This is a genomic window from Pseudomonas sp. TH41 (assembly GCF_016650695.1).
Taxonomy (GTDB): domain Bacteria; phylum Pseudomonadota; class Gammaproteobacteria; order Pseudomonadales; family Pseudomonadaceae; genus Aquipseudomonas.
In genome coordinates this window covers 333,537-345,341 of record NZ_JAEKFH010000006.1, presented here as the reverse complement: position 1 = coordinate 345,341, position 11,805 = coordinate 333,537, and the positions used below count along the sequence as shown (strand labels likewise).

Sequence of the window (11,805 nt, the reverse complement as noted above, 5' to 3'; positions counted from 1 at the left end):
ACAAGCAGGTCAAACCCTATCAGTAGGCTTTGCCAGTCTTGTAGAAGTTCTCGAAGCAGAAGTTGGTGGCTTCGATGTAGCCTTCAGCGCCACCGCAGTCGAAGCGCTTGCCCTTGAATTTGTAGGCAATCACGCAACCGTTTTGCGCCTGTTTCATCAAGGCGTCGGTGATCTGGATTTCGCCGCCCTTGCCTGGCTCGGTTTGCTTGATCAGGTCGAAGATGTCCGGTGTCAGGATGTAACGACCGATGATCGCCAGGTTCGACGGTGCGTCTTCCGGGGCTGGTTTCTCGACCATGTTGCGAACGCGATAGAGGTCATCACCGATCAGGTCGCCGGCAATCACGCCGTACTTGTTGGTTTCCAGCGGATCGACTTCCTGGATCGCAATGATCGAGCAACGGTACTGTTTGTACAGCTTGACCATCTGGGTCAGGACGCCGTCGCCTTCGAGGTTGACGCACAAGTCATCCGCCAGTACCACGGCGAACGGTTCGTCGCCGATCAGCGGACGGCCGGTCAGGATCGCGTGGCCCAGGCCTTTCATTTCAGTCTGGCGGGTGTAGGAGAACGAGCAGTTGTCGAGCAGCTTGCGGATGCCGACCAGGTATTTTTCCTTGTCGGTGCCCTTGATCTGGTTTTCCAGCTCGTAGCTGATGTCGAAGTGGTCTTCCAAGGCACGCTTGCCACGACCGGTCACGATGGAGATTTCGGACAACCCGGCGTCCAGTGCTTCTTCGACGCCGTACTGGATCAGTGGCTTGTTTACCACCGGCAGCATTTCTTTGGGCATGGCTTTAGTCGCTGGCAGGAAGCGAGTACCGTAACCGGCTGCTGGGAACAAGCATTTCTTGATCATAAAAGTCCTTGATAGGGCTGTGTGTACGAGTTTCGGTCGCAGTCTAATCAGGCGGCGTGCACCTTACAATGCCCCGCACTGGCTAACCGATGCCATCATAGAGAAATATTCTTGCGGATAGTTCCCCGGATTGCTTCGGCGCCTTTATTGATAGCACAGACCGTCAGATATGCACGACCACACAATCGCACCACCATACGCCCATCAGCACCTGTTGAGTGCATTTGGCGGTATCATTGCCCGATAGAACCAGCCAACGAGGCAGATAGATGTCGGTAGCAAAGAGCGTCAACGGGTACTTGATCAATCAGGCAAAAGACGGCCAGTGGTGGGTAGACAACGTCGGCGGCGAGAATATCGCCGGGCCGTTCCCTACCGAAGCGTTGGCGATTGAGGTGGCATCGGTGTTGCAGGATCAACCGGCAGCGCCCAAGCGACGTGGCAAGGATAAGTCCTGAGCAGCATCTGACTCGACCGAGCCCCGCCGCTGCGCAGGGCTTTTTTATGGGCAGAATCAAAAGATCGCAGCCTGCGGCAGCTCCTACAGGTGAACACAATCCTATGTAGGAGCTGCCGCAGGCTGCGATCTTTTGATCTTGCCGATGATTGGCCGCAACGAAATGGCCAATCGCTATAACCTTTTGATCCCAGCGCTGTCACAGGCTTAGCCCCATCATCCTGACGACGACAATGACATGACTAGATTTCTGCCACTGATTGCATTGCTGGCCCTGAGTGGTTGTGCGACGTCCGAAAAAACGTACCTGAACAACGGTGAACAAGGGCTGACCATCGACTGTTCCGGAGAAGCCAATTCCTGGGCCACCTGCTACGAAAAAGCCGATGCCTCTTGCGCCGGCACCGGCTATCGGATCGTCGGTACCGACGGAACACCTTCGACCAAGGAAAGCGACAAGACCCTTGGCGTCGACGTCGGCAACTATAAAAACCGCAACGTCGTGGTGGTCTGCAAGTAAGGCGCCCTGCCCTACATGTGAATCTCGGCGAATTTGATCCCGAGACCGCGCACGGTCTCGATCAAGTCGTCCAGGCGACTGAAGGATTCGACTTCATCGTTTTCATCCACCAGGAAATAACTGCGCCCGGCGCTTTTCTTGAAAAACACGATCCATTCTCCCGAATTTGCCGGATTCTGAATCACGTGCGTGGCAGAGATATGACCCTGCGCATGACGCTCCCGTATCTGCTCTCGCTTCATGCTCGCTCCAGAAATGACAACGCCGTCAAAGCGGCGCTTCGACGGCATTGGTGCTGACTGTCGACAGTCTATCAGCCGGAAATGCAATCAGTGGCGGCGTTGCGTACATCATGTGGGCGGATAGGCACGTTGGAAATGCGTTCATGCAGCTTGATGCTGCTGCCGCCGGAGCGGTTTTCGATATCGAATACGGCGGCCGGACCCGACGAAAATTTCTGCGGAACGATGACTCGCATACCGTCCTTCTGTGGCTCGATTTGCAGGGCGCCTCGGCTACCGGCCAGCTTCTCGCTCAGGCATTGCGCGTACTCATGGGGCTTCTTGCCTGAGATCACGCTCATGGTGGGCAGCGACTGGTTGATATCCGAGACTGTTGCACAACCCGTCATTGCCAACGCGAGCGGCAGTAGCACTACACCCCACTTCATATAAAACCTCCGATAAAGCCTCTCCGACAGCACAAATGCCGTTTTTCTCCGAGGCTCACTGCTTTTATCGCGCATAGATTTCCGAATAACTGTTTTTAATTGTCAAAGCGGGCCTCGACGGCCGGATAATAACCCGTTCGGGCTGATAAACTGCGCCAATCGCCCATGCTATCGTTTTGATTTTGTAGAAAAAGCCCTTCTGGAGGCGCCTCATGAAATTTATCCACCAGCGCGAGCACCTCAACGAAGACGACATCGTCGTCATTCAGTGCTCCCAAACGTGCAACATCCGCTTGATGAACGACGCCAACTTCCGCAGCTTCAAAAATGGCGGCCGGCACACTTACCATGGCGGTGCATTCGACACCTTCCCGGCCCGGATTACTGCACCGAGCACCGGATTCTGGAATATCACCATCGACATGGTCAGCCGCAAGGCAATCAGCGTGACCCGCAAACCGACCCTGACTCACTCGATCAAGATCATCCGCCGCTCCAGCTCAAAACTGAGCTGAGTGACACCCCACTAAAAGAACAGGCAGGTATGACCGTGGCCCAAACGACCAAGTACGTCATCAAGTACAAACTCAACGGTGAGCGCCGCTTCGAATTTGCCCAGCTTGAACAAGGCACCGAAGCGGAAGCCAAAGCCGCGCTGGAGGCCATTCATGGCCAGAGCGAAGACGTGATCAGCGACATTAGTGTCAGCAAAGCGCTGTAACCCGATCCGGAGCGACAACCAGGACGTCTGCTCCCCGCGGTGCAGTTCGACCGCAAGCACCGGAGTGTTAACGAAGGTACCGCGCCCTAGACTGACCACCTCAACCCTGAGTTAAGGAGTCAGAAAGTGTTTAGCGAGCATTACCTCGTTGCACGCGACTGGGACGCGCTGGAACGACAACTCGATCAGGATGGCTGCGCGATCATCACGTCGCTTTTAAGCCACCCGGCGTGCGACAACATCAGCGCCCTCTACAGCCAGCACGAGCCTTTCCGCTCTCACGTCGTCATGGCCCGCCATGGTTTTGGTCGCGGCGAATACAAATACTTCAGCTACCCACTGCCCGCCCCGGTAGCCAGTTTGCGCAGCGCGCTCTACCCTCGACTGGTGCCGATTGCCAATCGCTGGTACGAACAGATGGGCCTTGCGATCCGGTTCCCCGAGACGCATGAGGCGTTTTTAGAGCGCTGTCATGCCGCCGGTCAGGAGCGTCCGACGCCGTTGTTGCTGCAATACGGGCCGCAGGACTACAACTGTTTGCATCAGGATCTGTACGGCGAACACGTCTTCCCGCTGCAAGTTGCGATTCTTCTGTCGGAGCCGGACGAAGATTTCACTGGCGGTGAATTCGTCCTGACCGAACAGCGCCCCCGGATGCAGTCACGCCCTCAAGTCCTCAGCCTGAAAAAAGGTGACGCACTGGTCTTCGCCGTCAACCAGCGACCCGTCAAAGGCGTTCGCGGCTATTACCGCGTCACCCTGCGCCATGGTGTGAGTCGCCTGCACAGCGGAAAACGGCATACCCTTGGAATCATCTTTCACGATGCGTTATGACCCCATGAACCCGACCACCCTGGATCTGTTTGCCGATGCGGAACTTGAGCAGCGGCCCAGACGCGACCAGATAGGCGAACAATCCTACGTGTTAAGAGGCTTCGCCCTGCCGTGGCTGGAACGTGTGCTGCCCGCACTGCAAACGGTACTCGCGGCGGCTCCGTTTCGACAGATGGTCACCCCGGGCGGTTTCACCATGTCGGTGGCCTTGAGCAGCTGCGGCACACTGGGCTGGACCACCGACCCCCGTGGTTATCGCTACACCCACCATGATCCGCAGACCGGCCAGCCCTGGCCAACCATGCCCGAGGTGTTTTTTGAACTGGCGCAAGCGGCGGCACGAGCAGCAGGGTTTGCCGATTTCGTACCTGATTCCTGCCTGATCAATCGCTATATCCCCGGGGCCAAGATGTCATTGCATCAGGACAAGGACGAGAAATCCTACGCGGCGCCGATCGTGTCCGTCTCCCTGGGATTGCCGGCGATGTTCCTGTTCGGCGGTTTTGAACGCAGCGAAAAAAGCCAACGCGTGCCTCTGTTACATGGTGACATCGTGGTTTGGGGCGGGGTGGATCGGTTGCGTTTTCACGGGGTGCTGCCCATTAAGGAAGGCCAGCACCCGCGCATGGGCGAACAACGGATCAACTTCACCTTCCGTACCGCAGGATGAAACCCTCGAATTCGACCGCAAGACCCGGAGTGTTCGGAGCCTGCCGGCTGGTTACTCTGAATGAAACGGGTCAACGGAGATGAAGCCATGACAATCCACTCGACAATAATCGCCACCGAAAACGATCCTCGCTGGGCCGCTGTCGTCGCACGCGACTCACGGGCAGACGGACAATTTGTGTATGCAGTGAAAACCACTGGCATCTACTGTCGCCCCAGCAGCCTGGCACGTTTGCCGAAACCGCAGAACGTCGAATTTTTTGATACCGCCGAGCAGGCCCAGGCGGCGGGTTATCGCCCAAGCAAACGGGCAACAAAGGATCAGAGCGACGTCGCCGCACAACATGCCGTGATCGTGGCAGCCGCGTGCCGTCAGATCGAAACCGCCGAGCATCTGCCTGCCCTGAGCGAATTGGCCGATGCCGCGGGCCTCAGCAGCTTTCACTTCCATCGGGTGTTTAAAGCCGTCACCGGCCTGACCCCCAAGGGTTACGCCACGGCCCATCGCTCGCGCAGAGTACGGGAACGATTGGCGAACGGAGGCTCCGTGACCGACGCGCTGTATGACGCCGGCTTCAACTCCAACAGCCGCTTCTATGAAGCCGCGGATCAGTTACTGGGCATGAAACCCGGCGACTACCGCGCAGCCGGTCAGAACAACGACATTCGCTTTGCCGTTGGCCAGTGTTCCCTTGGCGCCATTCTGGTCGCGCAAAGTGAACGCGGGGTTTGTGCGATCCTGCTCGGGGATGATCCACACCAATTGGTCTGCGATCTGCAGGACAAGTTTCGACAGGCCACTCTGATCGGTGCCGATCACTCATTCGAGCAACTGATCGCCAAGGTTGTCGGTTTTATCGAAGCACCGGCCATTGGCCTGGACTTGCCGCTGGACGTGCGCGGTACTGCGTTTCAGGAACGGGTGTGGCAAGCGCTGCGAGAGATCCCTGTCGGCAGCACGGCCAGCTACGCCGAAATCGCCCAGCGCATCGGTGCGCCAAAAGCCTTCCGCGCCGTGGCCCAGGCCTGCGGCGCGAACAGCCTGGCCGTGGCGATTCCGTGCCACCGCGTGGTGCGCAGCGATGGCGATCTTTCAGGCTATCGCTGGGGCGTGGAACGCAAACGCCAGTTGTTGGCGCGTGAGGCGCAGCCTTAGACGATGCCGATGTACACCGCCACGGACTCCGGGCCGACATAAGCCTCAAAGTCGGTAGCGAACCGGCGCTTGATCTGTGGGTTTGCTTCGAAATAGCCCCAGATGCGTTGCCAGGCATCGATGACGGCATCCGGCATCGGCCCCTTGCCGTCGAACACCAGGTACTGGCCGCTTTCGATGTGGATCGTCTCGTAACCCTGCGCCGGAGCCTGAACAGCAATCCCGGCCGTTACATCAAACGGCCCCGAGGCATCGGATTCGTACCCGGAGTACACGCCGTAGACCGGTGAGGCGGGTGGTTGCGGCGCAATCCGCTCAATCAACCCTTCACTGAAGAAGCGTCCCCACATCGGGCCAATCTTTGCTGTTGCAGCCGTTTGCTCCGCGCTGTTGAGGGTTCGTACCCTCAGCCCCGAAACGCTGAACGGTGTCACGTAGACCTGTTTGATTTCCATTGCGACGCCACTCCTTTTTATTGAGATTTGCGGCCCCGACGCGCCAAAACGGCGCCATCCTTGAAATTCAAGGTGCTGTACGCCTCAGGTTGTCGAGTCATCCCTGCTTGTTTTCACCAGCGTTCAGGCCGCGCCGGCACCCACCCAACGGCACCCACGAAACAGCTTTCGCCGAGCCCGAGCTGGCCGCAGGTACTGACCAGCGGCCATACCAAACTGACGATCTATCAGCCACAGCTCGACAGTTGGGACGGTTACACCCTGCAAGGGCGAGCAGCGGTCGAGGCCACGGGAACGGATAGTAAATCAACCTACGGCATCGTGCAGGGAGGTGGCGGATTGCATCGGCGCTGAAGGCCACTTGTCTTGCGAAAACTCGACTGGCCTTGCGCCAGTCATGCTGATACAAAACGGGTTCTACCGTCCCTGCCCTGTTTTCATGCCGGAGAACCTTTCAAATGAGCCGATGGCCAGACACCCGTATTCTTGACCTGCTCGGAATCGAACTGCCAATCATCCAGGCGCCCATGGCCGGCGCCACCGGTTCGGCCATGGTGATTGCCGCGAGCAACGCGGGCGGGCTGGGTTCCATGCCCGCTGCCATGTTGAGCACCGAACAGTTGCGAGAAGAGTTGAGGACGATTCGCCAACACTGCCAACGCCCGTTCAACGTCAACTTCTTTTGCCACCAGCCTCCCTCCGCCGATGAGCAACGCGCCCGGGACTGGAAAAACCTGCTGGAACCGTACTACCGGGAATTGGGTGTCGACTTCGACGCACCGACGCCGGTATCCAATCGCGCACCATTCGATAACGCGACCTGCGAAGTGATCGAGGAGTTTCGTCCCGAAGTCGTGAGTTTTCACTTCGGCCTGCCGGAAAAATCCTTGCTGGATCGTGTCAAAGCGGCCGGGGCAAAAGTACTGTCCTCCGCCACCACCGTGGAAGAAGCCATCTGGCTTGAGCAACATGGCTGTGACGCGATCATCGCGATGGGCTACGAAGCGGGCGGTCATCGCGGGATGTTCCTGAGCGACGACTTGAGCAGCCAGGTGGGTCTCTTTGCCCTGGTGCCGCAGATTGTCGACGCGGTGAAAGTGCCGGTGATTGCGGCAGGCGGCATTGCTGATGCACGAGGTGTCGCGGCGGCTTTTCTGCTGGGTGCTTCGGCGGTGCAAGTCGGTACCGCGTATTTGTTCACGCCAGAGGCCAAGGTCAGCGCGTCTCATCACAAGGCGCTGCGTACGGCCAAGGAAAGCGAGACAGCGGTGACCAATATTTTCACCGGACGCCCGGCGCGGGGGATTCTCAATCGAGTGATGCGTGAACTCGGCCCGATGTCTGACAAAGCCCCGGCCTTTCCACTGGCCGGTGGCGCACTAATGCCCCTGCGGGCCAAGGGGGAAGCCGATTTCAGCAATCTTTGGGCCGGGCAGGCGTTCACCCTGGGCGTCGAAATGACCACCGCCGAGCTGACTCGGCGCCTGGCGGAGGAAGGGTTGGCGAAGTTGACCCATGCCTGATCAGACTGCGTTCGATGTAGGAGCGAGCTTGCTCGCGAAGGACGTTAACGATAACGCGTTCTTCCTGAATAAACGCGTTGCTCTCAAGTCCTTCGCGAGCAAGCTCGCTCCTACATCGAACGCAAGCGTGATCCGAGCAATGCGTATCCAACACGTTCCGTTTGCAGGCAATTCGCTATATATTCCTCTATATAACGTTTTCACCCCTTGTAGCACTTGCCTAACCATGGAGCCGTTTCATGACCCTTCGTGCCTCTCGTTTTGCCCCCACTTGCCTTGCGAGCCTGATCGCCGTATTCGCCTTCGGGTCCGCCCAGGCAGCTGAAGTTCAAGTCGCAGTCGCCGCCAACTTCACCGCGCCGATTCAGGCCATCGCTGCTGACTTCGAGAAAGACACCGGGCACAAATTGGTCACTTCCTTCGGCGCAACCGGACAGTTCTACACCCAGATCAAGAATGGCGCGCCGTTCGAAGTGTTCCTCTCGGCCGACGACACCACCCCGCAAAAACTTGAAAGCGAAGGCGACACGGTCAAGGGTTCGCGCTTCACCTACGCCATCGGCACCCTGGCACTGTGGTCGGCCAAGGAAGGTTACGTCGATGCCAAGGGCAAAGTACTGAGCGACAATCAGTATCAGCACCTGTCCATCGCCAACCCGAAAGCCGCGCCTTATGGTCTGGCCGCGACTCAGGTGTTGGCCAAACTGGGCCTGACCGACAAGGTCAAGGACAAGATTGTTGAAGGCCAGAACATCACCCAGGCCTACCAGTTCGTGTCCACCGGCAACGCCGAAATCGGCTTTGTAGCCTTGTCGCAAATCTACAAAGACGGCAAAGTCACTGGCGGTTCGGCATGGATTGTTCCGGCTGACATGCACGACCCAATCAAGCAAGACGCGGTGATCCTCAACAAAGGCAAGGACAATCCGGCCGCCACGGCGCTGGTTGAATACCTCAAAGGTCCAAAAGCTGCCGCGGTCATCAAATCCTACGGCTACCAACTCTAAATGACGCTCTCGAGTGCCGATTTTTCCGCCATTTGGCTGACCCTGAAACTGGCGTCCCTGACGACCGGCATCCTGTTGGTTATCGGCACACCGATTGCGTTATGGCTCTCGCGCACCCAATCCTGGCTGCGCGGCCCGGTCGGGGCGATCGTCGCCCTGCCCCTGGTGCTGCCACCGACAGTGATCGGCTTTTATCTGTTGCTGGCGCTCGGCCCTAACGGGTTTGTCGGCCACTTCACCCAGTCACTGGGGCTTGGCACCCTGACGTTCAGTTTTGCAGGTCTGGTGATCGGCTCGGTGCTCTACTCGATGCCGTTCGTAGTCCAGCCGCTGCAAAACGCCTTTTCCGCCATCGGCACGCGCCCTCTGGAAGTGGCCGCAACCTTGCGTGCAAATCCTTGGGATACGTTTTTCAGCGTGATCTTGCCGCTGGCCCGACCGGGCTTTTTCACGGCGGCCATTCTCGGCTTCGCCCATACCGTCGGCGAATTCGGCGTGGTGCTGATGATCGGGGGCAATATTCCCGACAAGACCCGCGTGGTGTCGGTGCAGATCTACGATCACGTCGAAGCCATGGAATACGCTCAGGCCCATTGGCTGGCCGGGGCAATGCTGGTGTTCTCCTTTGCGGTATTGCTGGCGCTTTACTCCAGCCGTAAAACCAAAGCGGGCTGGAGCTGATTGATGATTCAAACGCGTCTGAAATTGAGTTATTCGGGATTCGCCCTGGAGGTGGATCTGCAATTGCCTGGCCGTGGCGTCACCGCACTTTACGGCCATTCGGGTTCGGGCAAGACCACCTGTCTGCGCTGTATTGCCGGCCTGGAAAGGGCTGATCAGGGCTTCATCCAGATCAACGATGAAGTCTGGCAGGACAGCGACAAAAAGATTTTCGTACCGCCGCACAAACGCGCACTGGGTTACGTTTTCCAGGAAGCCAGCCTGTTCCCTCATTTGTCGGTGTTGGCCAACCTGGAGTTCGGTCTTAAGCGAATCCCGAAACAACAGCGCCGCGTCGATATGGCTCACGCGACTGAATTGCTCGGGATCGGCCACTTGCTGGATCGCCATCCGCAACACCTTTCGGGTGGTGAGCGTCAACGAGTCGGCATCGCCCGCGCCCTGCTCACCAGCCCGAAATTGCTGCTGCTGGACGAACCGCTGGCGGCGTTGGATGCCCAACGCAAAAGCGAAATCCTGCCGTACCTGCAACGACTGCATGATGAGCTGGACATCCCGGTGCTGTACGTCAGCCACTCACAGGATGAAGTCGCGCGACTGGCTGACCACCTCGTCCTGCTCAGCAATGGCAAGGCGCTGGCCAGCGGCCCGATTGGCGAAACCCTGGCGCGTCTTGATCTGCCCTTGGCGCTGGGTGACGACGCCGGCGTGGTGATCGAGGGACGCGTCAGCGCTTACGACAGCGACTACCAATTGCTGACCCTGCAACTGCCCGACACGCACCTGAACATTCGCGTCACTCACTCACCGATGACCCCGGGCCAGGCGCTGCGCTGCAAGGTTCAAGCGCGGGATGTCAGCTTGAGCCTGCAAAGCGTCGAGCAAAGCAGCATCCTCAATCGCCTGCCCGTCACCGTGATCAGTGAAATGGGGGCGGACAACGCAGCCCACGTGTTGATCCGCCTGGACGCTGCCGGCACACCGCTGCTGGCGCGAATCACCCGCTACTCCCGGGACCAAATGGGCGTGCACCCTGGCCAGCAACTCTGGGCGCAAATCAAGGCAGTGGCGGTGCTGGCGTAAATCCGCTGGCACGTCTGTAAAAGACTGCGGTCAATGGCTGTAACGGTCACTGATTGCTGGCCAGGGACTACTGCCATGCCCGATACCGCGCTGCCCGATGTGCTGCCTTCCGACTTGCGCTACGTCGACGACACTCAACCCGGCATTACCCGCAAAAAACAGCGCGGTAAGTTCTGCTACGTTGACCCGGCGGGTCAACGCATCACCGATCAAGACGAGATCAAACGCATCAATGCCCTCGCCGTGCCGCCGGCCTACACCCATGTGTGGATCTGTGCCGATCCGCGCGGCCACCTGCAAGCCACCGGCCGTGATGCCCGAGGTCGCAAGCAATACCGCTATCACCCACGCTGGCGTGAGGTGCGCGATGCCGACAAATACTCGCGCCTGCGGGATTTCGGCCTGGCCTTGCCGAAACTGCGCAAACAGCTTGAAACGCTGTTGGCCGCTCCCGGTTTCAGTCGCGACAAGGTCATGGCCACGGTCATTACCCTGCTCGACGCAACGCTGATCCGTGTCGGCAACACGCAATACGCGCGGGACAACCGCTCTTATGGGCTGACCACCCTGCGCAACCGTCACGTCGAGGTCAACGGCAGCGCGATCCTGTTCCAGTTTCGTGGCAAGAGCGGCGTCGAGCATCAGATCACCGTGAAAGACCGGCGTCTGGCGCGGATCATCAAGCGCTGCCTGGAGATTCCCGGGCAAAACCTGTTTCAGTATTTCGATGAAAACGGTGAGCGACATACTGTCAGCTCATCTGACGTCAACGCCTACTTGCAAACCCTCACGGGTGCCGACTTCACGGCTAAGGACTATCGCACCTGGGCCGGCAGTGTGCTGGCGTTAGCGGTGTTGCGCAAACTGCAATGGGAACCGGAGTCGGATGCCAAGCGGCATGTCGTGGAGATGGTCAAGAACGTCGCCAAGCAGTTGGGCAACACGCCGGCGGTTTGCCGCAAGTGCTACATCCATCCGGCGGTGCTCGAGGGATTCATGCTGGGCGCTCTGGCTGAACTGCCTCGGCCGAGAACGCGCAAAGGACTTAGAGCGGAGGAAGTCGGGCTGGCGATGTACCTGGAGAAGATGATCGAAAGCACTGAACCGACGAACTGACCTGTGTATTTTTTGCACGATTGCAAATGGCTTCTATAGTTGATCTGAATGAAT

17 protein-coding genes are annotated in these 11,805 nt (G+C 58.5%); 13 read left to right on the top strand and 4 right to left on the bottom strand.

Annotated elements, in window-relative coordinates; genetic code table 11:
- Positions 1 to 19 precede the first annotated feature (19 nt).
- Complete coding sequence (galU, locus tag JFU37_RS25505; protein ID WP_201119808.1) at positions 20 to 859, bottom strand: UTP--glucose-1-phosphate uridylyltransferase GalU; 840 nt, start codon at positions 857 to 859, stop codon at positions 20 to 22.
- Between the two features lie 269 nt (positions 860 to 1,128).
- Between galU and JFU37_RS25500 the strand changes: the two genes are divergently transcribed.
- Positions 1,129 to 1,317, top strand: coding sequence for a hypothetical protein (locus JFU37_RS25500; RefSeq protein ID WP_201119807.1), 189 nt, complete (start codon positions 1,129 to 1,131; stop codon positions 1,315 to 1,317).
- Between the two features lie 237 nt (positions 1,318 to 1,554).
- Entirely contained in the window at positions 1,555 to 1,836 is a 282-nt protein-coding gene (locus JFU37_RS25495) for a hypothetical protein (protein WP_201119806.1), read from the top strand.
- Between the two features lie 11 nt (positions 1,837 to 1,847).
- On the opposite strand, the gene JFU37_RS25490 is transcribed toward JFU37_RS25495, so the two are convergent.
- Together JFU37_RS25490 and JFU37_RS25485 are read right to left on the bottom strand one after the other, a co-directional pair.
- Positions 1,848 to 2,078 carry a hypothetical protein gene (locus tag JFU37_RS25490; RefSeq protein ID WP_201119805.1) on the bottom strand — a complete coding sequence of 77 codons (231 nt, stop codon included), beginning with the start codon at positions 2,076 to 2,078 and terminating at the stop codon, positions 1,848 to 1,850.
- Between the two features lie 71 nt (positions 2,079 to 2,149).
- On the bottom strand, positions 2,150 to 2,506 hold the full coding sequence (locus JFU37_RS25485; protein WP_201119804.1) for a hypothetical protein: 357 nt from the start codon (positions 2,504 to 2,506) through the stop codon (positions 2,150 to 2,152).
- 212 nt (positions 2,507 to 2,718) lie between these two features.
- Between JFU37_RS25485 and JFU37_RS25480 the strand changes: the two genes are divergently transcribed.
- The 5 genes from JFU37_RS25480 to ada all read left to right on the top strand — a co-directional run bounded on the left by JFU37_RS25480 (position 2,719) and on the right by ada (position 5,886).
- Positions 2,719 to 3,021 (top strand): DUF1883 domain-containing protein, encoded by a 303-nt coding sequence (locus JFU37_RS25480; RefSeq protein ID WP_201119803.1) that lies wholly within the window; start codon positions 2,719 to 2,721, stop codon positions 3,019 to 3,021.
- A 29-nt stretch (positions 3,022 to 3,050) separates the two neighbouring features.
- Entirely contained in the window at positions 3,051 to 3,227 is a 177-nt protein-coding gene (locus tag JFU37_RS25475) for a hypothetical protein (RefSeq protein ID WP_201119802.1), read from the top strand.
- Positions 3,228 to 3,353: 126 nt separating this feature from the next.
- Positions 3,354 to 4,061, top strand: coding sequence for a 2OG-Fe(II) oxygenase (locus JFU37_RS25470; protein WP_201119801.1), 708 nt, complete (start codon positions 3,354 to 3,356; stop codon positions 4,059 to 4,061).
- Positions 4,051 to 4,731: a DNA oxidative demethylase AlkB gene (gene alkB / locus JFU37_RS25465; protein WP_201119800.1), complete on the top strand. Its 681-nt coding sequence runs from the start codon at positions 4,051 to 4,053 to the stop codon at positions 4,729 to 4,731. Before JFU37_RS25470 ends, alkB begins: the two co-directional genes overlap by 11 nt.
- Before the next feature lie 87 nt (positions 4,732 to 4,818).
- A complete protein-coding gene (ada, locus tag JFU37_RS25460) occupies positions 4,819 to 5,886 on the top strand; it encodes a bifunctional DNA-binding transcriptional regulator/O6-methylguanine-DNA methyltransferase Ada (protein WP_201119799.1) in 1,068 nt (355 codons plus the stop codon).
- Here the strand turns inward: ada and JFU37_RS25455 are convergent.
- A complete protein-coding gene (locus JFU37_RS25455) occupies positions 5,883 to 6,341 on the bottom strand; it encodes a GyrI-like domain-containing protein (RefSeq protein WP_201119798.1) in 459 nt (152 codons plus the stop codon). The genes ada and JFU37_RS25455 overlap by 4 nt on opposite strands.
- A 60-nt stretch (positions 6,342 to 6,401) precedes the next feature.
- Here JFU37_RS25455 and JFU37_RS25450 point away from each other — a divergent pair, with 60 nt between their 5' ends.
- From JFU37_RS25450 to JFU37_RS25425, 6 genes are all read left to right on the top strand, one after another.
- Positions 6,402 to 6,695, top strand: coding sequence for a hypothetical protein (locus tag JFU37_RS25450; RefSeq protein ID WP_201120092.1), 294 nt, complete (start codon positions 6,402 to 6,404; stop codon positions 6,693 to 6,695).
- A gap of 104 nt (positions 6,696 to 6,799) precedes the next feature.
- Entirely contained in the window at positions 6,800 to 7,864 is a 1,065-nt protein-coding gene (locus tag JFU37_RS25445) for an NAD(P)H-dependent flavin oxidoreductase (protein ID WP_201119797.1), read from the top strand.
- A gap of 239 nt (positions 7,865 to 8,103) precedes the next feature.
- Positions 8,104 to 8,871, top strand: a complete 768-nt coding sequence (gene modA / locus JFU37_RS25440) for a molybdate ABC transporter substrate-binding protein (RefSeq protein ID WP_201119796.1) — start codon at positions 8,104 to 8,106, stop codon at positions 8,869 to 8,871.
- Positions 8,872 to 9,552 (top strand): molybdate ABC transporter permease subunit, encoded by a 681-nt coding sequence (gene modB / locus JFU37_RS25435; RefSeq protein WP_201119795.1) that lies wholly within the window; start codon positions 8,872 to 8,874, stop codon positions 9,550 to 9,552.
- Between the two features lie 3 nt (positions 9,553 to 9,555).
- Positions 9,556 to 10,635: a molybdenum ABC transporter ATP-binding protein gene (gene modC / locus JFU37_RS25430; protein WP_201119794.1), complete on the top strand. Its 1,080-nt coding sequence runs from the start codon at positions 9,556 to 9,558 to the stop codon at positions 10,633 to 10,635.
- A 75-nt stretch (positions 10,636 to 10,710) separates the two neighbouring features.
- Entirely contained in the window at positions 10,711 to 11,751 is a 1,041-nt protein-coding gene (locus JFU37_RS25425; protein WP_201119793.1) for a DNA topoisomerase IB, read from the top strand.
- Positions 11,752 to 11,805: the final 54 nt, after the last annotated feature.

What these genes read in the sequence shown, in the direction of transcription:
- galU (WP_201119808.1), bottom strand. Translation starts at nt 859, where the DNA reads ATGATCAAGAAATGCTTGTTCCCAGCAGCCGGTTACGGTACTCGCTTC.
- JFU37_RS25500 (WP_201119807.1), top strand. Translation starts at nt 1,129, where the DNA reads ATGTCGGTAGCAAAGAGCGTCAACGGGTACTTGATCAATCAGGCAAAA.
- JFU37_RS25495 (WP_201119806.1), top strand. Translation starts at nt 1,555, where the DNA reads ATGACTAGATTTCTGCCACTGATTGCATTGCTGGCCCTGAGTGGTTGT.
- JFU37_RS25490 (WP_201119805.1), bottom strand. Translation starts at nt 2,078, where the DNA reads ATGAAGCGAGAGCAGATACGGGAGCGTCATGCGCAGGGTCATATCTCT.
- JFU37_RS25485 (WP_201119804.1), bottom strand. Translation starts at nt 2,506, where the DNA reads ATGAAGTGGGGTGTAGTGCTACTGCCGCTCGCGTTGGCAATGACGGGT.
- JFU37_RS25480 (WP_201119803.1), top strand. Translation starts at nt 2,719, where the DNA reads ATGAAATTTATCCACCAGCGCGAGCACCTCAACGAAGACGACATCGTC.
- JFU37_RS25475 (WP_201119802.1), top strand. Translation starts at nt 3,051, where the DNA reads ATGACCGTGGCCCAAACGACCAAGTACGTCATCAAGTACAAACTCAAC.
- alkB (WP_201119800.1), top strand. Translation starts at nt 4,051, where the DNA reads ATGCGTTATGACCCCATGAACCCGACCACCCTGGATCTGTTTGCCGAT.
- ada (WP_201119799.1), top strand. Translation starts at nt 4,819, where the DNA reads ATGACAATCCACTCGACAATAATCGCCACCGAAAACGATCCTCGCTGG.
- JFU37_RS25455 (WP_201119798.1), bottom strand. Translation starts at nt 6,341, where the DNA reads ATGGAAATCAAACAGGTCTACGTGACACCGTTCAGCGTTTCGGGGCTG.
- JFU37_RS25445 (WP_201119797.1), top strand. Translation starts at nt 6,800, where the DNA reads ATGAGCCGATGGCCAGACACCCGTATTCTTGACCTGCTCGGAATCGAA.
- modA (WP_201119796.1), top strand. Translation starts at nt 8,104, where the DNA reads ATGACCCTTCGTGCCTCTCGTTTTGCCCCCACTTGCCTTGCGAGCCTG.
- modB (WP_201119795.1), top strand. Translation starts at nt 8,872, where the DNA reads ATGACGCTCTCGAGTGCCGATTTTTCCGCCATTTGGCTGACCCTGAAA.
- modC (WP_201119794.1), top strand. Translation starts at nt 9,556, where the DNA reads ATGATTCAAACGCGTCTGAAATTGAGTTATTCGGGATTCGCCCTGGAG.
- JFU37_RS25425 (WP_201119793.1), top strand. Translation starts at nt 10,711, where the DNA reads ATGCCCGATACCGCGCTGCCCGATGTGCTGCCTTCCGACTTGCGCTAC.